Annotated in this window: 21 protein-coding genes; 6 read left to right on the forward strand and 15 right to left on the reverse strand. The window is 61.9% G+C overall.

From position 1 onward, the window contains the following. The first annotated feature begins 16 nt into the window (after nt 1-16). A complete protein-coding gene (locus tag QRN42_RS10985; protein WP_284979212.1) occupies nt 17-310 on the forward strand; it encodes a DUF503 domain-containing protein in 294 nt (97 codons plus the stop codon). Here QRN42_RS10985 and QRN42_RS10990 read toward each other — a convergent pair. The 7 genes from QRN42_RS10990 to QRN42_RS11020 all read right to left on the reverse strand — a co-directional run bounded on the left by QRN42_RS10990 (nt 307) and on the right by QRN42_RS11020 (nt 6,032). Beyond that, entirely contained in the window at nt 307-630 is a 324-nt protein-coding gene (locus QRN42_RS10990) for a putative quinol monooxygenase (RefSeq protein ID WP_284979213.1), read from the reverse strand. The genes QRN42_RS10985 and QRN42_RS10990 overlap by 4 nt on opposite strands. 141 nt (nt 631-771) lie before the next feature. Next, nucleotides 772-1,665, reverse strand: a complete 894-nt coding sequence (locus tag QRN42_RS10995) for a carbohydrate ABC transporter permease (RefSeq protein ID WP_284979214.1) — start codon at nt 1,663-1,665, stop codon at nt 772-774. Beyond that, nucleotides 1,665-2,609, reverse strand: coding sequence for a carbohydrate ABC transporter permease (locus QRN42_RS11000; RefSeq protein ID WP_284979448.1), 945 nt, complete (start codon nt 2,607-2,609; stop codon nt 1,665-1,667). The genes QRN42_RS10995 and QRN42_RS11000 overlap by 1 nt, the downstream gene beginning before the upstream one ends. A 5-nt stretch (nt 2,610-2,614) precedes the next feature. Then, nucleotides 2,615-4,024 (reverse strand): N-acetylglucosamine/diacetylchitobiose ABC transporter substrate-binding protein, encoded by a 1,410-nt coding sequence (gene ngcE / locus QRN42_RS11005; protein ID WP_284979215.1) that lies wholly within the window; start codon nt 4,022-4,024, stop codon nt 2,615-2,617. 199 nt (nt 4,025-4,223) lie between these two features. Then, a complete protein-coding gene (locus QRN42_RS11010) occupies nt 4,224-4,637 on the reverse strand; it encodes an MmcQ/YjbR family DNA-binding protein (protein WP_284979216.1) in 414 nt (137 codons plus the stop codon). Nucleotides 4,638-4,678: 41 nt separating this feature from the next. Further along, nucleotides 4,679-5,542: a polysaccharide deacetylase family protein gene (locus tag QRN42_RS11015; RefSeq protein ID WP_284979217.1), complete on the reverse strand. Its 864-nt coding sequence runs from the start codon at nt 5,540-5,542 to the stop codon at nt 4,679-4,681. 64 nt (nt 5,543-5,606) lie between these two features. Next, complete coding sequence (locus QRN42_RS11020; RefSeq protein WP_284979218.1) at nt 5,607-6,032, reverse strand: CoA-binding protein; 426 nt, start codon at nt 6,030-6,032, stop codon at nt 5,607-5,609. A 290-nt stretch (nt 6,033-6,322) separates the two neighbouring features. On the opposite strand from QRN42_RS11020, the gene acs reads away from it, so the two are divergent. Genes acs through QRN42_RS11040 form a run of 4 tightly spaced genes read left to right on the forward strand, consistent with a single transcriptional unit; the run spans nt 6,323 to nt 11,449 of the window. After that, nucleotides 6,323-8,443, forward strand: coding sequence for an acetate--CoA ligase (gene acs / locus QRN42_RS11025; RefSeq protein WP_284979219.1), 2,121 nt, complete (start codon nt 6,323-6,325; stop codon nt 8,441-8,443). Next, nucleotides 8,440-9,648 carry a dimethylsulfone monooxygenase SfnG gene (sfnG, locus tag QRN42_RS11030; protein ID WP_284979220.1) on the forward strand — a complete coding sequence of 403 codons (1,209 nt, stop codon included), beginning with the start codon at nt 8,440-8,442 and terminating at the stop codon, nt 9,646-9,648. The genes acs and sfnG overlap by 4 nt, the downstream gene beginning before the upstream one ends. Then, nucleotides 9,648-10,958: an O-acetylhomoserine aminocarboxypropyltransferase/cysteine synthase family protein gene (locus tag QRN42_RS11035; RefSeq protein ID WP_284979221.1), complete on the forward strand. Its 1,311-nt coding sequence runs from the start codon at nt 9,648-9,650 to the stop codon at nt 10,956-10,958. The genes sfnG and QRN42_RS11035 overlap by 1 nt, the downstream gene beginning before the upstream one ends. Next, a complete protein-coding gene (locus tag QRN42_RS11040; protein WP_284979222.1) occupies nt 10,955-11,449 on the forward strand; it encodes a CoA-binding protein in 495 nt (164 codons plus the stop codon). The genes QRN42_RS11035 and QRN42_RS11040 overlap by 4 nt, the downstream gene beginning before the upstream one ends. Before the next feature lie 31 nt (nt 11,450-11,480). Here QRN42_RS11040 and QRN42_RS11045 read toward each other — a convergent pair whose 3' ends face one another. The 3 genes from QRN42_RS11045 to QRN42_RS11055 all read right to left on the reverse strand — a co-directional run bounded on the left by QRN42_RS11045 (nt 11,481) and on the right by QRN42_RS11055 (nt 14,375). After that, a complete protein-coding gene (locus tag QRN42_RS11045; RefSeq protein ID WP_284979223.1) occupies nt 11,481-12,221 on the reverse strand; it encodes a hypothetical protein in 741 nt (246 codons plus the stop codon). Next, the gene (locus QRN42_RS11050; RefSeq protein ID WP_284975628.1) at nt 12,218-12,772 is read right to left on the reverse strand and encodes an RNA polymerase sigma factor; all 555 of its coding nucleotides are present in this window, start codon (nt 12,770-12,772) and stop codon (nt 12,218-12,220) included. The genes QRN42_RS11045 and QRN42_RS11050 overlap by 4 nt, the downstream gene beginning before the upstream one ends. Nucleotides 12,773-12,965: 193 nt before the next feature. After that, complete coding sequence (locus tag QRN42_RS11055; protein ID WP_502869491.1) at nt 12,966-14,375, reverse strand: HNH endonuclease; 1,410 nt, start codon at nt 14,373-14,375, stop codon at nt 12,966-12,968. A gap of 469 nt (nt 14,376-14,844) precedes the next feature. Between QRN42_RS11055 and QRN42_RS11060 the strand changes: the two genes are divergently transcribed. Further along, complete coding sequence (locus QRN42_RS11060; RefSeq protein ID WP_284979224.1) at nt 14,845-15,453, forward strand: TasA family protein; 609 nt, start codon at nt 14,845-14,847, stop codon at nt 15,451-15,453. An 86-nt stretch (nt 15,454-15,539) separates the two neighbouring features. Here QRN42_RS11060 and QRN42_RS11065 read toward each other — a convergent pair whose 3' ends face one another. From QRN42_RS11065 to QRN42_RS11085, 5 genes are read right to left on the reverse strand one after another with little or no spacing between them, the layout of a single operon-like run. After that, on the reverse strand, nt 15,540-16,658 hold the full coding sequence (locus QRN42_RS11065; protein WP_284979225.1) for an NAD(P)/FAD-dependent oxidoreductase: 1,119 nt from the start codon (nt 16,656-16,658) through the stop codon (nt 15,540-15,542). 31 nt (nt 16,659-16,689) lie between these two features. Continuing rightward, nucleotides 16,690-17,733, reverse strand: a complete 1,044-nt coding sequence (locus QRN42_RS11070) for a Gfo/Idh/MocA family protein (protein ID WP_284979226.1) — start codon at nt 17,731-17,733, stop codon at nt 16,690-16,692. Further along, the gene (locus QRN42_RS11075; RefSeq protein WP_284979227.1) at nt 17,733-18,521 is read right to left on the reverse strand and encodes an amino acid ABC transporter ATP-binding protein; all 789 of its coding nucleotides are present in this window, start codon (nt 18,519-18,521) and stop codon (nt 17,733-17,735) included. Before QRN42_RS11075 ends, QRN42_RS11070 begins: the two co-directional genes overlap by 1 nt. Beyond that, a complete protein-coding gene (locus tag QRN42_RS11080; RefSeq protein ID WP_284979228.1) occupies nt 18,518-19,306 on the reverse strand; it encodes an amino acid ABC transporter permease in 789 nt (262 codons plus the stop codon). The genes QRN42_RS11075 and QRN42_RS11080 overlap by 4 nt, the downstream gene beginning before the upstream one ends. Nucleotides 19,307-19,342: 36 nt before the next feature. Further along, nucleotides 19,343-20,209, reverse strand: coding sequence for an ABC transporter substrate-binding protein (locus tag QRN42_RS11085; RefSeq protein WP_284975757.1), 867 nt, complete (start codon nt 20,207-20,209; stop codon nt 19,343-19,345). Between the last annotated feature and the right edge of the window lie 22 nt (nt 20,210-20,231).

Here is a 20,231-nt window from a genome sequence, read left to right on the forward strand (position 1 = left end):
ATGACAATAATGAACTATGTGGATCGGTTGGATTGAATTCGATGTCCTCATGGGGGACGTCCATAGCCTCAAAGAGAAGCGCTCGTTGGTGCGGCCCCTCGTGGCTGAACTCAAGCGCCGCTTCGAGGTTTCGGCCGCAGAGACGGGGCTCCAGGACCAACACCGCCGCGCCTTGATCGGCGCGGCGCTGGTGGCCCCGGACCACGCCCATCTCCAGCAGGTGCTCGACGCCGTTGAACGGTTCGTGGCAGCCCGCCCTGAGTTTGAGCTGCTCAGCGCGCGGCAGCGGGAACTACACAGTGAGGATTAGTACGCGATGGTCAACTCACCCATGCGGTCCCATCCGCTGGCGTCGATCTGCCGGCTGATGATCCGGGGAGTCTCCACCAATGCCTGGGGCATGTCCGCCATGGCTTTTTTGAAGTGTTCGCTGCTGACGTGAGCCTCAGCGGCGTCGTCCTGGAATGCTTCCACGAGGACGAACTCGTTGGGGTTGTCCACGCTGCGCGACCAGTCGAACCACAGGTTGCCGGGCTCGGCGCGGGTCGCTTCGGTGAAGTCGGCCACCAAGTCCAGCCAACGTTCGGACCAGTCGGGCTTGACCTTGAACTTGACCACAATGAAGATCACGGGCTGCTGCCTTTCGTTGCACTACAGAACCGTTCCATCCTGTCATCTCAAAACTGAAAACCCGACGGCGGCCCCGCAACGTGAGGTGAGGACCGCCGTCGAACGCTGTTTTGGCTTTGTTGTGCTACTTCCGGATTCTGCCTATTTGGAGGTTCCCTGCGACACCGAACCCTGCAATTGGCGCTGGAAGATCACGTAGACAATGAGCACCGGAATGACGGTGACGCTGACGGCTGCGAACAGCGCGCCATAGTCCACGGCGTAGCCCATCTGGCCGGCGAAGGCTGCGAGTTCTTGGGAAAGGACGCGCGGGCCCGCGGCATTGATGGACACCGGAATGAGGAACTGGTTCCACAGACCCAAGAAGTTAAAGATGGCAACCGACGCGAGTCCGGGCTTGGCCATCGGCAGCATGACCTGGAAGAACGTCCGCCACTCCCCCGCTCCGTCCAAGGCCGCCGCCTCGGTAATTTCGTGGGGCAGCGACTTGAAGAAGGAGAACAGGAAGAACACCGTGAACGGAAGCGCGAAGCCCACGTAAACCAGGATCAGTCCGGGCAGGGTGTTCAGCAAGCCCATGTTCTTCAGGACGAAGAACAACGGCACCATGGCCAGGAAGATCGGAAACGTCAGGCCGGCCAGCATCAGGTAGTAAATGGCCCTGCTGCCGGGAAAGGTGTACCGGGCCAGCACGTAGGCGCACATGGCCCCCAGCACCATCACGATCACCAATGCCGCAGCGACAACCACGATGGAGTTGAGGAAGGCACTTCCAATGCCCGCCTCGCTCCAAGCCCTGGTGTAGTTATCGAACCTCCATTCACCCGGGAGGGAGAACGGCGATGCGAAGATCTCGTTCGAGGTCTTGAAGGAGGACATGAACGTCCACAGCAACGGAAGGATGACGATGACTGTCCAAATCGTCAACGCGGTGTGCGAGACCGCGCCGACTAACCTGTCGCTTGTGGTGGCAGCCGGGGTCCGCGGCTGGAAGTGCAGCGACTTCATTTGCGGAGCTGAGACTTTGGTTGACATTACAGGCTCACATCCTTGTCTCCGCCAGTGAGCCGATTAACAACGAACACCAGGCCGGAGAAGATCAGGGTCGCCAAGGCCAGTACCACGCCCATGGCGCTGGCCAAGCCAAACTGGCCCTTGCTGAACGCTGTGAAGAACAGTTGCTGCGACATGACCAGGGTGGAGTTGTCCGGGCCGCCACCGGAGTTGAGCGCAGCCATGTAGACAAACGCGTCCAGCGCCAGGATTCCCATGTAGATGTACGCCGTCTGGATGTTGTCACGGATCAGGGGAATGGTGATGGAAACAGCGGTGCGGAAACGGCCGGCGCCGTCGATCCTTGCCGCCTCGAAAAGCTCAGCCGGAATACCCTTGATGCCAGCGACGAACAGCACCATGTAGAAGCCCACAAAACCCCAGACGATCACGAACATCGTGGCCACCATGGCGGTGTTTTTGTCACCCAGCCAAGCGAAGTCCTTGAACTGATTCAGGCCAGCGCCCCTGAGCAACCCGTTCAACAATCCTCCGGAAGGGTCATAGATCTGGCCCCACATGATGCCAATGGCGATCGCTGGAATCGTGTAGGGGAAGAAGGAGACCACCCTGTAGAAGCTGGAGTTCCTGAGACCTTTGATCTGCCCTTTGCTGCTTCCACCCACAGTTACCAAGGATGCGAGTATCAGGCTGAGGATAATGGTGATGATCGGCAGGCAGATCACCAGGAGGACGTTGTTCCCCATGGCCTTCATGAAGATGTCATCTGTGAAGATCTTGGTGTAATTCTGCAGCCCAATGAAATTCTGCGTGGGCGAGAACCCTGACCAGTCAGTCAGGGAGTACCCAAAGGCCTGGACGAAAGGCCAGATCACGAAAAGGAGATAGATCGCCAGCGGAAGTCCAAGGAACACCGCAAAGAAGCTGATCTTGTCCCACGTCAACGGCTTGCGCCGGCGTTTCATTGCAGTCACTTCACTTCGATCTTCTTGACTGAGCTGTCGTTACGGACCTTGTCGCTGATCTTCTGGAGGTCCGATGTCAGGGTAGCCACGTCCGACTTCCCGTCGAGGAAGGTGTTCCACACCACCAGCTGGTCCTTGTTGGTGCCGTAAAGGTCGATGAAGTTCCAGGTGTAGATGTTTTCCCCGGCGTCGCTCAGCAACTTGGTCTGCGAGACCAAGGCGGTGGATCCGAAACCGTCTGCGGGAACCGTGTCCTTGACGATGGTGGGGGCGAGCTTGGTCTTGGCGAAGTTGGTTGCGGCATCCTTGGACAACATCACTCGGAGCAACTCCTTGCCGCCTGCGACGTTCTTGCCCTGGGACGGAACAACGTAGGGCTCACCGGCCGCGCTGTGGAGGGAAGTGTATGGCTTTTTGGGGCTGGCAGTCACCGAGGGAACCGGCGCGCCGGTCATGTTGAACCCGGCCTTGGTCTGGTCTTTCATTTCGTTTTCGATCCAAGAACCCGACGGGTAGAACACTGCTTCCTGGGTGTTGGTCCACTGTGCCTGCGCCGCGGTGAACTGGGTACCGGAGCCACCGGGCTTGAAGTAGCCAGCTTTCACGATCTTCTCCAGAGCCGTGAAAACGGACTGGATCGCGGGGTGGGACCAGCAGTCGGCCTTCAGGTTTTCCAACCCGAGGCGGACGTCGTCGCCGCCTTCCTTGATAGCTGAGGCGATCGCCATCTCCTGATAATACGTCGCCGCTTCCTTGCCCCACACGAACAAGTACTTTCCCTTTGCTTTGGCTTGCTCACCGAGGGCATACATTTCATCCCACGTTTTGGGGACGGACCAACCATTGGCCTTCAGTAGTGAATCCGAGTACCACATGGCATAGACGGTCAGCACGTAGTTGAGCGCAGCCAATTTGCCGTCGAAGGTACCTGGCGCCAAAACACCGGTGTACAACGTGTCCTTGATGACCTTGCCTTCGAGGTTCTTGGCCTCGACCACGCTGGTAAGGTCCTCCAGTTGGGCCAAGATGGTGCTGAAACCGATGGCCTTGGCGCCGGAGTTGTCAATCAAGTCCGGCGGGTTGCCGCCAACGAAGCGCGGCTGGAGTTCCTGGGCGATGTCCGTGGAGGGGGATATTTTGGCGGTGGAGCCCGAGTGGTTCTTTTCCAGGACCTTGCCGGCGAAATCGACGTAATCGATGCCATACCCGCCCTTGAAGATCACGGCGTCGACAGTGGCCTTGTCGGCCATGCCGAACGGGTTGGTGTCAGAGACAGCTCCCGTGGGGCCGGCGTTGCTGCTGCTGCCGCTCCCCGCGCAGGAGGCAAGGGAGCCTCCCAACGGAACGAGGACTGCTGCAGCGAGTGCCCCGCGCAGGAATCCGCGGCGACCAACAGACTGATGCTGAACGTTCATTTCCAAACCCTCCAGTGACTCGTTGATGTCGACTGGCGCGGCAGCGGCCGTTCAGTCAGACAGTCTGGGCTGGCGCTCCGGCAGCACCAACCTTCGTGTGACATACTTCACCACGGGTGATTGAAAATCAATATTTCGGGCCAGTTTCGATCAACATTTGTCAAAGTGTGATCTTTCGGCGGGGGGTTGAAATAGTCCGTCAGAGCCTTTCGGGGGTCCGCGAGAGCCTTGCCCATCCCAGTTGTTCCTGCTGCTTGCGGCTTAGCGTGGCAACCACGAGATCGTAGGAATCCTCCACCATGTCGCGGACCATGTCATCGGGCAGGGCGCCGTCCAACCGCACACCGTTCCAGTGGGTTTTGTTCATGTGCCAAGCACCGGTGATTTCGGGGTGGGCGGCTCGGAGCTGCTCAGCCAACGCCGGCTCGCACTTCAGGCTCACCGACCAATTCTCCGCGTTCATCGCGGAGAGGGCGAACATCTTGGCCTGGTGCCGGGCGCCACCAGCGACGGCGGCCCGCACCTTGAACACTGACGTCTCGGGCCCAAAGGGGAAATCCTCAAAGGCTCCCGGAAAGGCCAAACAGATTTCGCGGAGCCGGGAAACGTCCATGGGGAGAGCCTACAGCGGGCTTCAGTCGCTACTGGGCAACGCTACTGGTCAACGCCGAGGAAATCCTCGAGCAGCACCACTTCGAGCCCGGCCGCCAACTGGGCCGCTCGGAAAGCCGCAAAATCTGCGGCGAACTCCGGGCGGAAGTGCATCAGGACAATGTCGCCCGGACGCAGGGAGTTCCCCACCTGGTAGTCCATCTTTCCAGCGTTGGCTTTCGCTTCCCACGTGATGACCGCTTTCAACCCGGCAGAGGCCACGGCTCGGCGCATCACAGTGGAGTAGTCCCCACCTGGCGGCCGGAACAGGGTTGGGCGCCGCCCGAACTGCTGCGTGGCATAGTCCTGCATCCCCACGATGTCGTTTAACTGTTGCTGGTAACCCCACTGCCGCACCATATTCACGTTGTGCGTGACCGTGTGGTTTTCCACCAGGCTTCCCTGTGCATGGAAGGCTTTGAAGAAGCCGGGGTTGTCCGCGATGGTGTTCTTGGTCAAGAACAGGGTTGCCGGGTAGTCGTACTCGGCCAAGAGCTGCACCGACTCCGGCGACTTGACTGCGCCGTCGTCGATGGTCAGGAACACTACCGGATTCTTGGTCGGGATTTTGGTGATGACCGGAGCCAGGCCCCCGACCACTGGCGGGAGTTGGTAGTCCGGGATGAAGGTCCGGCGGATCCGCTTCGTGCCAGTGGTAGTGGCGGCCGTAGGGCCAGTGCCGGTGGGGCTTGGGGTGGGGGCTGAACTTTGCACGGCAACCGGCGAGACTGCCGACGTCGGGCGCTGAGGCGGCTGCGACGGTGACGTGCAGGCCGTCAAGCCGGCAACAACCGAGGTGCTGAAGGCACCCAGAATCGCGCGTCTGGTGGGCGTGGAAAATGGCACCACAGACTGGTCGTCGCACATGGTTGTCCCCGGGGGCTGGAGGAATGAATCAGCTGCACCTTAGCAGACGAAAAAGTCGGAAGAACTACAAGCCGTAATGCCACCCTTCCCTCGCGGGGCAGGAGTTGACCACGACGTCGAGCCCTGCTTTTTTGGCGCGCAGGGTGGCCGCCTCGTCAACAACGCCGAGTTGCAGCCACACAGCCTTGGCTCCGATCGCGATGGCTTGGTCCACGACGGCGCCGACACGCTGGGAGTTGACGAAGCAGTCAACGACGTCGATTGGATGCTTCGTGGCGGGAATCTCGGCCAGGGTTTTGTAGCCCTTTTCGCCGTGCACGTCTTCACCTTTGAGATTGACGGGGATGATGTGCATGCCCATCCTGTCCCTGACATAGAGCGATACATCGTAGGCAGAGCGCCATTCGTTGGTGCTTAGCCCGACGATTGCCCATGTGCCCTTTGTTCGCATCAGCCGCTCCACGACGGCCGGATCGTTGACGTGCACCATGACTCAAGCCTACTCCTGACGACACGGGACCGATCAGCCGAATATTCTGCGGCTACGGGTGCGCAAAAGCGGTGTACGGCGAATATTACGCACCGCTACCGATCAATTTTGCGCCAACTGACCGATCAGCTTTAGTGGGGAGCGACCATCCCAGCGGCCGAGATTCCTGGATCAGTGACGCCGCAGCATGCAACACAAGCGAACAACAGCTTGAAACGAGGGCGACCACCCCTGGCGTCAGCTGTCTCGGAGTGGTGCTTGCCAACCCCAGGACATGGAGTGTTTTTGGCATGCCTTCTGCTACAACCGCATCACAATTTTCACAAACCACTTCGGACGCGACGGCCTCTGAAGCAGGGCTGCTTGACGCGCCCGGCTCATTTCACGGCTCTTCGGGATGGTCCTCGATTGAGCACGCGGACGGCGCAGTGCACGGCGCTGGCTTCGGCGAGCGGGCGCGTCACGGCGGTTTCGATTCAAACGGCTCCAATGTAGCTTTCTGGGAAGCACAAGCACGTCGCCTGCACTGGGCAGCGCCTTGGCATACGGCACACAGTTGGAAACCCGCTGATGTTCAGGCCGGTCAGGGTCCGGAGATCAAGTGGTTCGACGGCGGCAAACTGAACGTTGCGTATAACTGCGTGGACCGGCACGTGCTCGCCGGAAAGGGTGACAAGGTTGCCCTCTACTTCGAAGGCGAACCCGGTGACCGCCGCGCCATCACCTACGCGGAGCTCCAGCGGGAAGTTTCCAAGGCTGCCAACGCGCTGCTTGAGCTGGGAATCACCAAAGGTGATCGCGTCGTCATCTATCTTCCGGTGATTCCCGAGACCGTGATCATCACCCTGGCCGTGGCCCGGATCGGCGCCATCCATTCGCTGGTTTTCGGGGGATTCTCGGCTGAAGCGCTGCGCTTCCGGGTGGAGGACACCCAGGCGAAACTACTCGTCACCACGGACGGACAGTACCGCCGTGGCACCGCGGTTCCGGTCAAAGCAAACGCCGACGCCGCCGTCGAGGGTGACAATGCCATCGAACGGGTGCTGGTCATCAACAGGACCACACCCCGCGCCGAACTGGCCAGCGTCACCATGGTTGAAGGCCGCGACGTCTGGTGGCACGACGTCGTCGATACCGCCTCCGACGTTCACGAACCGATTGCGTTCGACGCCGAGACTCCCCTGTTCATCATGTACACCTCCGGAACCACGGGGAAACCGAAGGGCTTGGTCCACACTTGCGGTGGCTACCTCACTCAGGCCTCGTGGAGTTTCGAGCACCTTTTCAGCAACCCGGATCCCGAGTTCCGTAATCGGGACGTCCATTGGTGCACCGCGGACCTCGCGTGGGTCACCGCCCACACGTACGAGATCTACGGGCCGCTCTCCAACGGCGCCACCCAGGTCATCTTCGAAGGCACGCCCAACACCCCGCACCCGGGCAGGCACCTCGAGATCATCGAACGCTACAAAGTCACGCAGTATTACACCGCGCCCACACTGGTTCGGTCCCTCATGGGTTGGTTCCCCGATGGAGTGCCGGATAGTTACGATCTCTCGTCCATCCGACTTCTGGGAACCGTGGGAGAGGCCGTGAATCCGGAGGCCTGGCGCTGGCTGCGGGACAACCTCGGTGGGGGTACGGCGCCCATGGTGGATACATGGTGGCAATCCGAGACGGGCGCGACCATTATGTCGCCCTCTCCAACTGACACGTCGTTCAAACCCGGTTGCGCCGCCCGAGCCCTCCCCGGGGTAAGCGTTCGGGTAGTGGACTCCCACGGTGAGACCACCAAGCCCGGCGTCCAAGGGTTCATCGTGGTGGACCGTCCCGGTCCCGCCATCGCGCGGACTGTGTGGGGCAACCCGCGCCGCTACTTCGATTCTTACTGGAGCCAGTACGCGAACCAGCGCTGGTTCCTTGCCGGCGATGGGGCCAAATACGATTCCGACGGCGATATCTGGATTCTCGGGCGCGTGGACGACACCCTCAACGTCTCAGGACATTTGCTCTCCACCATCGAGATTGAGTCGGCACTCGTGTCCCATCCGGACGTGGTGGAAGCCGGGGTGTGTCCGGTGGCCGACCCCACCACGGGGCATGCGGTGGTCGCCTTCGTGGTGCTCCGGACTGACGCCGACGGTGGCGCGCCAGGCTTGCCTGATGCGGAGGTCGCCGCGGGCCTGCGCAACCACGTTGCCAAGGCGATCGGCCCCATCGCCAAGCCACGCGACGTCGTCGTGGTTCCCGACGTGCCCAAGACCCGCAGCGGCAAGATCATGCGCCGCCTTCTGACCCAACTCTTCGAGGGGACCGCCCTGGGCGACACCACCTCGCTACAGAACGAACCGGCAATCGCCGGCATCCAGGACGTCCTGCTCAAGCGGGCCCTAGAAAAGGAAAATTCATGACCGAGATCAGCAACGTTGCCCGGCTGTCCGAACCGCTCAAGTTTGCCTATTGGGTCCCCAACGTCTCCGGCGGCCTGGTGGTGTCCACTATCGAACAACGCACTGGTTGGGACTTCGACTACAACAAGAAGCTGGCCCGTATTGCGGAGAACTCCGGGTTTGAATACGCCCTGACGCAGACCCGCTACGCGGCGTCGTATGGCGCGGACAAGCAACACGAAGCCACTTCCTTCAGCCTCGCGCTCCTGGCCGCGACCGAGCGCCTCAAAGTCATCGCCGCCGTCCACCCGGGCATGTGGCATCCCGGGGTCCTGGCGAAGTACATCATCACCGCCGACCATATCTCCAACGGCCGGGCCGCCGTCAACATCGTTTCCGGCTGGCTCAAAAGCGAGTTCACCAATTTCGGACTCGAGTGGCTCGAGCACGACGAACGCTACGTCCGCACCGAAGAATTCATCAACGTGCTGCGTGGGCTCTGGACCGAACAGGGCTACAGCCAGGGCGGCAAGTACTACAACATCACCGACTTCACCCTGAACCCCGCGCCGGTGGATGTTCCTGGCCGTCCCCACCCGGAGATCTTCTTCGGTGGAAACTCGACGGCGGCACAGGCAACCGCCGGCCGCGTGGCCGACTGGTACTTCTCCAACGGCAAGGACCTTGAGGGTTTCAAGGAAAACATCGCCGGCGTCGTAGCGGCATCCGGCGAGACGAAGCGTGGGACGGAAGGAGCGCTTGCTGCTCCGAAGTTTGGCCTCAACGGCTTCGTGATTGCCCGGGATTCAGAGAAGGAAGCCCGCGATACCCTCCGCGAAATCGTGGAGAAAGCACACAAGCCGGCAGTTCAGGGTTTCCGGGATGCCGTCCAGGAAGCCGGTGCTTCCACTAAGGACGGCAAGGGCATGTGGGCCGACTCCACCTTTGAAGACCTGGTCCAGTACAACGACGGCTTCAAAACCCAACTCATCGGAACCCCGGAACAGATTGCCGAGAGGATCGTCGAATACAAGAAGATCGGGGTGAACCTGTTCCTCACCGGCTACCTGCATTTCCAGGAAGAAATCGCTGCATTCGGCCAGGACGTCCTGCCGATCGTCCGTGAACTCGAGGCGGACCTCGCTCGCAAGAACGGCACCGAACTGGACCTTTTCTCCACACCGGTTGCGTCCAGCTCGCCCGTCCCCGAGACGGTGGCCGTCTGATGGCCGACCGCACTTTCGGCTTCCGCACCCGGGCCCTGCATGCCGGCGGTACCCCCGACGCCGAACACGGAGCCCGGGCCGTGCCGATCTACCAGTCGACGTCGTTCGTCTTCAAGGACACCAACGACGCCGCCAGCCTTTTCGCCTTGCAGAAGTATGGCAACATTTACTCGCGCATCGGCAACCCCACCGTCGCAGCTTTCGAGGAACGCATCGCGTCCCTTGAGGGCGGGATCGGGGCGGTAGCAACGTCGTCGGGCATGGCCGCTGAGTTCATCACTTTCGCCGCACTGACCCAGTCCGGCGACCACATTGTGGCCGCCTCCCAGCTGTACGGCGGGACAGTGACGCAGTTGGACGTTTCCCTACGCCGCTTCGGCGTGGACACCACGTTCGTCCCCGGAACCGACCCTGCGGACTACGCCGCGGCCATCCGAGAGAACACGAAGGCCTTGTTCGTGGAGGTGGTGGCCAACCCGTCGTCGGAAGTCCAAGACCTCGCGGGGCTGGCCAAGGTAGCTCACGACGCCGGCATCCCGTTGGTAGTCGACGCCACCTTGAGCACGCCATATCTGGTGCGCCCTTTTGAGCACGGGGCGGATATCGTGATCCACTCGGCAACCAAGTTCCTCGGTGGACACGGCACAACGTTGGGCGGCGTGATCGTGGAGAGCGGCCGGTTCAACTGGGGCAACGGCAAGTTCCCCATGATGACCGAACCCGTGCCGTCCTACGGAAACGTTTCCTGGTGGGGCAACTTCGGCGAGTACGGATTCCTCACCAAACTGCGCTGCGAACACTTGCGCGACATCGGCCCGGCCCTTTCGCCCTTGTCGGCTTTCCAACTACTGCAAGGCGTTGAGACCCTCCCCCAGCGCCTGGACGAACACCTGAAGAACGCCCAAGCGGTTGCGGAATGGCTCGACGCCGATCCTCGGGTAGCTTACGTGAACTACTCCGGCCTGCCGTCCCACCCGCATTTCGAACGGGCACAAAAGTACCTGCCGAAGGGACCGGGTTCCGTGTTCTCCTTTGGCGTTGTTGGCGGACGGTCCGCTGGGCAAAGGTTCATCGAGTCGTTGCAACTTGCTTCCCATCTGGCCAACGTGGGTGATTCCCGCACGCTGGTCATCCACCCCGGTTCAACTACCCACCAACAACTCAACGCGGAGCAACTTGAGTCGGCGGGTGTTCCGGAGGACCTGGTCCGTATCTCCGTTGGACTTGAAGACCTGGAGGACATTCTTTGGGACCTCGACCAGGCACTAACCGAGGCGCAGTCGCCTGCAGCATTGGAGTTAAAAGCATGAGTACCACTGAACGTACCTGGCAGGGACCCTCTGCTCCGGAACGCCTCTCGCTCCTGAGGCAGGCGAAGTCAATTGCGATAGTCGGCGCCTCGGACAAGCCATCCCGGGCCAGCTACTTCGTGGCTACCTACTTGCAGTCGTCCACGCGGTACAAGGTGTACTTCGTGAACCCCGTGGTGAACGAAATTCTCGGCCAACCAACCTATGCTTCACTGGCGGACCTTCCCGAAGCCCCGGATATTGTTGACGTCTTCCGCAAGCATGAGGACCTCCCCGGCGTCCTGGACGAGGCCATCGCGGCAGGCACCAAGACATTGTGGCTGCAGTTGGGCTCATGGCATGAGGACGTTGCCCGGGATGCCGAGTCCGCTGGGCTCAATGTCGTCATGGATCGATGCGTGAAGATCGAACATGCCCGCTTCCATGGCGGACTTCACCTAGCCGGTTTCGACACGGGGGTCATATCCTCCAAGCGTCAGGTCCTCGGGTAGCTCCTTGCTCGCGGAGCACCTTGCGGGGCCGCTATGGTCGTCCGCGGGGCTTGGAGTCCTTCGCGTCCGACGGTACGGGGGTCAGCGCCGTTTTGAGCAGGTCCGGCTTGGAAATCGGCAGCGGTTTGGGAACGAGCATAGCCTTCAGCTCTTGAGCGGGTGGCTGCAACGCCGATTGCGCGGCCCTGCCCACAGGCGCCAGCGGCGCTTGAGGCTTTGACGGCTCCGCGATGGCTCCGGGTTTGCTGGCCATGCGGGGCTGTGCCGCTGGAGGCGTAGTGCCGCCAACCGCTGCCGGGCGCCTCTGCGTGCTGGGGTTTACCGGAAGGGTAGGCATGGCCGGAACCGTCGCAGGGTGCACCGTAGGCGCTGGCTCAGTGCTGACCTTAGGCTCGTCGTTCAAGGGCAGTGCAGGCATTTCCGACGTGGAATGCGGCACCAGACGGCCTAGGAGCTTCTCCACAAAAGACGGGTCACGGGGAAAGGCGGAACTGGCGGCAGCGACGCCACCGGCACCAAGGCCCATGGCGGCGATCACGGCAACACCCACGACGGCGGTCCGGTGCTTCGGACGCCAGCGGCGCTTGGCAAGTTCGTCCGTGGTGCCTGCCAGAAGCGAAGCAAGCTCTGGCCCTGGAGTGGGCGTCGGAAGCGACGCGAGGGATCCGAGCGAAAGCAGCGTCTGCCTCATATCGTGACCATCATCCGGGAAACCGGCGTCGACCAGGAGCTCGTCAATGATCTCCGAACGTTCGCCTTCCGTGTTTGTCATAGCGAAACGTATTCCTTTACTGCTGAATTCTCACGGAGCACAATGAGTGCCCGTCGCTGCAGTTGCTTCACTGCTCCTGCGGACTTGCCCAAAATTCCCGCCACCTGCTCCACAGTAAGACCGGCGATGATACGGAGGATCAAGACCTCCCGCTGGTCATCATTGAGGTAAGCCAGGAGCTCCATCACCTCGCCGGGCGCCATAAGGTGCATCGCTTCCGACTCAGCCGACCTGGACTCCCGCGGATCTCGTTCAGGTTCAAATTCGTGGTGTTCCGGTGTCCTGCTCTGTTTCCGGTGCTCGTCCACCATCCGTGCGTGGGCTACGGAGAAAATGAACGTGCGGAGACCGCCCATGCCACCACTGATGTCCGCGAGCCGGGGTAGAACAGCTAAGAAGACCTCCTGCATGCCCGCTTCAGGATCCGCCACACCCTTGGCTGTCAGGTAACCGAGGACCGGACCTGCGAAAGTCCTGTACACCGCGCTGAACAGTTCCGCTTGATCGCCCTTGAGCGCTTCCAGCGCTTCGTCGGTCAATGCGTCGGTCACGGAAGGGACTTTCGATCGGCGGCAGTTCCATGGCTGGGGAGGCCAGGCCAACCGCCGTTTGACGGGCGGAGACTCCCACCTAGGGTAGTTCCCGGAGACAAGAAGGGCCAAGCTGGAACATGATGGGGGACAAATTCCAGCTTGGCCCGTTCAATCACGTAATCGCCGGCGCGCGCCAAAGGGTTACTCGGAGCTAGGTACTTTCTGAAAAGCTAGGTACTTTCTGAAAATAGTGACCCGGCAGAGGCGGGGCCTTGGACCGGTAGTGATGGCCGGTGGGTGTAGTCACGTAGAAAGTATGGATGCTTCCGGACGACGTCGGAATGACGGGCCGGGCGGTCCAACCGGTCCCTTCCTTGCTGTGGTTGCACGCTTCGCAGAGCCCGGCGCCGTTGGCAAGCGTGGTTTTGCCGCCTGCGTGCCACGGGAAGATGTGATCGATATGTCTGATCGGTGCGTCGCAGTACGGCGTGCGGCAGGTGTTGTCCCGGGCCTCGATGAAACGACGCAACATAGCCGGGAAGAACCTTGCCTTGCTGTCCATGGCGACGAGTTCACCGGTGCTCGGTGCTGTGTACAGCCGACGGAGATACAAGGCGAAGCCCGGATCGTCGCCCTCCGGTTCCGACCCAGCAATCGCTCGCTCGGGATCCGGCGCGGCACAGGCAGCACCTTCAGCCCCAACCAGAACCCTGGCCCATTTCGCGGGGACAGTTCCGTAGCCGGCGAGCCTTGCCGGTTCGCTGTCCCCACGAAGCAAGGTTCGGTCCGTCATGACCAGCTGGACTTCGACACTGCTGATCCCGCCCGGGGTCCCGGTGAGGCGTTCCACAAAGGTGTCGGCCATGAGCTGTCCTTGGGACAGGGCATCACCCTCGGAGCGGGGACCACTGGCACGGACTGAGTTGGCGTGCCGGGTTAGGGCGGCGTAGGCTGCGACGCCTTGTGCGGCTGGGAGCAAGGCGGTCAGGTAGGTCATCGTGTCCGGTGCTGGGCGCAAGGTCACCCTTCGCTCGGCGGCGGCGCGACTGGCACGTTGCGTGACCGAGCGCGGATCCCGCCGGTACGCTGCGGCTTTCACCGCCGAGGCGATCGCCCTGTCCCCGGCGCCGTCGAACGTCCCGGTATCCGGCGCGAGCTCCTCGTCCACGGCACAACGGTCTGCCACGCTCAAACATGCAGTTTCCTTGACCAGAAGGGTTGCCCGCCACTCACTCAACAAACCCTTTTCCAGCGCGGCCATGGTCCGCGGCATCTCCGACACCAAGGCTTTCGCCAGACCGAGGAGCCGGGAACCCCGGTTCGGGGACTCCCGCCTGGCCAAAGCAAGCTGCGCGCCAACATCTTGGCCTTGCTCCGATGCCGGGACACCTGCCAGGGCCTGTTCGCGCCGATGGGCAAGATCAAACGCCACAGCGACCCGCGCTTGACGTGCGGCGATGGCCGACTTCAGGTCTTCAAGGCAAGCCAGCTCATCAATGAGCGCGGGAGTTTCAGATGCCAGCGTCAACGCACCAAGAGCACTGATGAGATCCCCGATAGAACAACCCAGCCCCAACGGCGACCCGGCTGGCGCCCCCTGACCGCTGCTCATCTCCTCCATGACCCCACTCTTCCAGAGCGCAGTAGTCAAAATCAGCGCCGATTTCTCCTATGTGGAAAACCCAACAGGAGTAGGCTGCTCATACCAACTCCAAGGCCTATCAAGGAGAGATGATGACGCTTCCTCCGCAGCACGAGCCTGACCCATTCCCCCCGGATCCCGGGCCGGTGACACCGCCGCCGGACCCCACAACACCGTTCCCGCCAAGCCCCAACCCCACCCCGGGCCCGTCGCCCGTGCCCGATCCGGGGGTCATTCCCCCGCACCCGGACCCGACGCACAACCCGGATCAGCCGGGTGGTTTGCCTGGGTAGTGGGTTTTTTGAGCTTTTCCTGATCATGTCCTGATCGAACACCTGAGTGGTTCTTGATGGTGGCCCGGCACAGTAGTTCTTGTCAGCCAGAGAGGCTGGAAAAGATCAACTGGCCGGCCCGAAAGCGGTGGCCTCCCGAAAGGACACTGATTCCCATGGCCATCAGCCTCAAAACCACCTCCGGGAAAATCCTCGCCTCCGTCGCACTGGTCGGCACCGCAGCCGCCGTCGCCGGCATGGGAACCTACGGCGCGTTCACCTCCTCGACCTCGGCAAGCCAAGCCGTCACCGCCGGAACAATCACCATCGCCCTGGGCGCCCCCGGAGTGAATAACACCCTGAACGTCCCCGTCGCAGGACTGCTCCCCGGAGACAAAGTCGAAAAACTCGTCACCCTCTCCAACACCGGCAACTCAGACCTGAACACCGTGTCCCTGACCACCACCGCCGGAGCCACCGCGTCCCTGCTGACCACCGACACCGTCAACGGCCTGCAACTGACCATCGAAAACTGCTCCACCGCCTGGACCGGCGCCGCAGCCCCCTACACCTGCACCGGCACCAAAACCACCGTCCTGGCCTCCGCACCGGTCATCACCGCCAACCAGGCCTTGACCAACCTCACCTCCGTCTCAGCGACCAAAACCGACAACCTCAAAGTCACCACCGCATTCCCCACCACCGCGAACGACACCTTCCAAGGCGCCACCAGCACCATCTCCTTCGCCTTCAACGCCACCCAACGCACCGCCACCACCAAATAACACCCAGCCGCATACTCCAACGGCCCCGACATGCCTAAGCAGATGGCGTATCGGGGCCGTTGGCCTTTAACAGCGTTACGGGCTGGCTAGGAAAAACGCCCCGGCCGGAAAGTAGACAGCATCGGGTGCTTGGTTCCGGTGAGGATCTCGCCGGACAGCAACTCTCCGGCAATGAGGCCCAACGTCGCCCCCGAGTGCGTGAAAGCGACGAAGCAGCCCGGCACCTGGCCGAGTTCACCGAAGACAGGCTCGCCGTCCCCGGGGATCGGCTTGTAGCCGATCTTCCAGGACGCCGGTTTGAGTTCGGGGTTTCCCGCGATCAGCTTGGACGACTCATCAGCGAGTTCCTGCACAACATCATCGGGGATACTGAACGAGCCATCCGGGTGCTCGGTGATGCTGTCTTCATACCAGTCGTGATCCAGCGCGAACGTGTTTCCAGGGTTGGGCCGGACTGCGGCACGCGGAGTGTTCATGACTGCGGTGACCTGGTGCTCCACTGGCTTGGTGACCACCAGCATTGACACCGGGGAACCGTTCGGGATGTCCACTCCGAGCGGCTTCACGACGGCGGGCGTCGCTGCGCCGCAGGCTACGAGCACGGCGTCTGCCGGGTAGGTCTCGCCGGCGGATGTTTCGACGCCGGTGGCCCGGCCGCCGTCGACCGTTACCGAAACCTTGCCCGCATTGAGGATGAGGCGGCCACCCAAGGCGTGGAATTCATCCATGAGGAAGTTGACCAAGTCCGGCAGGCTGACCCAGCCCTCACCGGGATTGAAAATGGCGATTTCCGGCACGGCACTGGCGTCGATTCCCGGAGTAACCGCGGCAATGTCTTCGGGTGCCAGGAGCTTCGAATCGTATCCAATGGATTGCTCATAGGCGTGGCGGGCTTGTGTGACCTCGCCGTGCCCTTCTGCATTCCACATCAAGCCTCCCCCGAATTGGAGCCACTCACGGCTTGGGTCGGCGGCGAACAGCGTACGGTACCGGTCGACGCCGGCCACGCGCAGCTGGTGGTACGGGGTGGACCGTTCTCCCGCGGAGTTGAGCCAGGACAGCGACCGGCCGGTTGCTTCGCTGGCCAGCCCTTGCTCTGTCAGCAGTGTGACGGAGGCGCCTTCGCGGAGCAGGTGGACAGCGGTGGATACGCCCAGGATGCCGCCTCCGATGACGGCGACGTTCTTGGTAACTGTGGAGGACATGGGTGTTCTCTCTTTCAGGTTCTGATGCTGCTTACGCGAAAGCGTGGATGTTTTCGATGATCTTGAGGGCTTCGAGCGCTTCGGCCGGCTGCACGGGAAGCGGCCCGTTTCCCCTGAGGGAAGCCGCGAGCTCCGTGTAGAACCTGGGGTAGTCGCCCTTCTCTGCTGGAACGGCTGTGCTGGAGCCGTCCACGCCCAGCAGCCCCCATGACTCCGGGCCCTCCACACCGTAGGAGGGGTCCGTCGGCGAAGCGCCCGCAGCCAGATCGGGTTCCTGGCTGTCGAGTCCCCACTTGGTGTATCCGGCCTTGGCGCCGAGTACGTGGAAACGCGGGCCTACCTGTGCGGCCATGCCGTTCATCCACAGCCGGGAGCGCACCCCGGACTCATGGCGGAGCGATACGAATGCTTCAGTGTCGGCGGCGTCCGGGTACGGCCCGTGGTTGGCCGTTTCGCCGTAACTTTCCGCTACGGGTCCGAAGAGCTGGATCGCTTGGTCGATCAGATGGGCGCCCAGGTCGTGAAGTATTCCGCCCCCTTCGGCCAGGGTGGACGAATCGCGCCAATTGCCGAAGCCTTCCGGCCGCCACCATTCAAGGCGGGATTCGAAGGTCCGGACCTCGCCGAGTGCTTCTTCACGCAGCAGCTTTCGAAGCGTCAGGAAGTCAGCGTCCCACCGACGGTTCTGGAAGACCGTCAGCTGCACTCCGGCGTCGGACGCTTGGGATACCAGCTCTTCACCGTGGGTGACCGTAGTGACGAAAGGTTTGTCCACCACTACGTTGAGCCCGTGGGCAATGGCCGTGGCGCCGAGCTCCAGATGCGTCACAGGCGGCGTGGCGAGTACCACGAGATCGAGCTCACCTGCCAGTGCAAACATGTCCTCGGGGGTAGGAACGATCCTCGCGTGAGGGTACAGCCGACCCACAGCCGCGGCGCGTTCGGGGTCCGCCGTCACAATGACGTCCAGAGAGTATTCCGCATCCGCTTGGATAAGCGGCGTGTGGAAGACCCTGCCGGCCACCCCAAACCCGACGACGGCGGTCCGGATGGGCGCCGCCGCTACCGCGCCCATCAGAGGACTTCCGAAAGGAAGCGTTGGAGGCGTTCACTGCGGGGGTTGTCGAAGAGCTGGGTCGGCGTGCCGATCTCCACCACTTCGCCTTCGTCCATGAACACCACTTGGTCGGCAACTTTGCGGGCGAACCCCATCTCGTGGGTTACCACCAGCATCGTCATCCCCCGGCGGCCAAGGCCAGCCATGAGGTTAAGGACGCCTTTAACGAGTTCGGGGTCCAGGGCGCTGGTGGCTTCGTCGAAGAGCATGACCTCGGGTTCCATGGCCAGCGCCCGGGCGATCGCGACGCGTTGTTGCTGGCCGCCTGAGAGGTCGCGCGGACGGTGGTCGGCTCGTTCGGCGAGGCCGACTTCGGTCAGCCGTCGCTGCGCGCGCTGCCTGGCTTCTGCCTTGGACATTCCCTTGACGCTCCACAGGGCGAGCGCCACGTTATCCAGTGCCGTGTGGTCCGGGAAGAGGTTGAAGTGCTGGAAGACCATGCCAATGCGGGCCCGCAGGATATCCGGCTTGACCTTGAGTGCGCTCTCACCGGCGAGGAGAACGTCTCCGCTCTTTGGCTCGTGCAATCGGTTCACTCCGCGCAGCAGCGTGGACTTGCCGGAACCGGAGGGCCCGATGATGCAGGTGGTAGTGCCTGGCGCTACGTTCAGGCTGACGTTCCGGAGTACTTCCACATCCCCGTAGGCCATGGTCAGGTTCTGCAACTCCAAGCTGGAGCCATGGAACTTTTCGATGTCCGGAGCGGATTGGCTTGGGTTGGCGTTGGTGCTGCTGGTGAGGTTCACGTGTTGCTCCCGGTGATGAGCGGCGAGGCCGCATCGAGTTCCTTGACTTCGTTCAGTCCGCTCGTAGGTGCGGAAGGGCGACGGCGGCCGGTGCGGAACTTGTTGTCGAAGTAGTTGACCAAGTGGGTCAGTGGCACGGTGATGACCAAGTAGAAGATGCCGGCCATGACCAGCGGGGACAGGTTGCCTGAAAGCACGGCGGCATCCTGGCCTACCCGGAACAGCTCACGTTCACTGACCAGGAGGCCAAGGAAGTAGACCAACGAGGAGTCCTTCACGATCGCGATGAATTGGTTCACCAACGCCGGGAGCACGCGCCGCACTCCTTGCGGGACCACCACGAGGGCCATGGACTTGGAGTAGCTCATGCCCAAGGCACGGCATGCTTCACCTTGGCCCTTGTCCACGCTGAGGATGCCGGCCCGAAAAATCTCGCCGATGTACGCACTGGCGATCAAACTCAGCGCGATGATTCCGAGCGGGTACGGAGAGGGCCCGAAGACCGACTGGCTCAACCGGGCAAACCCCTGGCCGATCAGCAGGATGGTGAGGATGGCCGGGAGCCCCCGGAACAGGTCCGTGTAGATTCGCGCAGGCAGCCGGAGCCAGGCGGACCGCGAGATTCCCATAACGGCCACAATCATGCCCATCACCACACCGATGATGGTTGCCGAAAGGGAGATGATCAGGGTGTTGAGCAGGCCAACTCCGAGGAGTTGGGGCAGAACTTCGACCATTGCGTTGAAGTCGAAGAATGTGCGGCTGATGGTATCGAGCCAATCCATTGAGTGCTCTCAGACGTTGGTTGTCGGGCCCAGCGGTTACTTGCTGGCGGTCGGTGAGGGGCTGGAGGTTTGCTCTGCCTTGGGCAGGTACTGCTCGGGCATGGGCGAACCCGGGAACCACTTCTGGTAAAGCTTCTTCCAGGTGCCGTCTTCCATGGCCGCAGCGAGGCCCTTGTTCAAGGCGTCCTTGAACGCTGGCTTGTTCTTTGCGATCGCAAATCCGGCCGGGGCATCAAAGGAAGGAATGTCCGCAGCGCTGACGAGCCCAAACTGGTCCTTGTAGGCCTTGGCTGCCTCGTAGTCCAGGAAGTGTGCATCCACGGCACCGCTGTTGACGGCCGATATTGCCGTGTTGTTATCGGGGAACCTGACCAACTGGGCGGAGGGGAAGTTCTTTACCGCGTAGGCCTCTTGGAGGGTTCCTTGCACCACTCCCAAGCGCTTTCCGTTGAGTCCGCCGACATCCTTGATGCCCGATGTTTTGGTGGTGATCACGGTCAGGTACCCGGCCAGGTAGCCATTGGAGAAGTCCACGGTCTGCTTGCGCTTGTCCGTGATGCCGATGGCTGCCACTCCGACGTCGAACTGTCCGTTGGACACGGCAGCAAGCAGGCCGGAGAAGTCCTGTCCGGTAAAGACGACCTTGTCCACGCCGGCGCGGTGGGCCACGTCTTTGAACAGTTCGACGTCGAAGCCGGTGAAGTTACCCGAACTGTCGGTGAAGGTGTAGGGCTTGGAGTCGCCCAAGCTGGCAACGCGGATGGTGCCGGGCTCGATCAGCCCGTAGGGGTTATTGGCCGAGGTGGAGCTGGCCGTTGAGGATCCTGCACACCCTGAGAGCGCGAGGAGGGCTGCCACTGCGGCAGCAACAAGGGCTGCCGGGCGGAAGTTCAATGTGATCACAGCGTTGTCCAATCGTGGGAGG

The organism is Arthrobacter sp. fls2-241-R2A-200 (assembly GCF_030209745.1).
Lineage (GTDB): Bacteria > Actinomycetota > Actinomycetes > Actinomycetales > Micrococcaceae > Arthrobacter.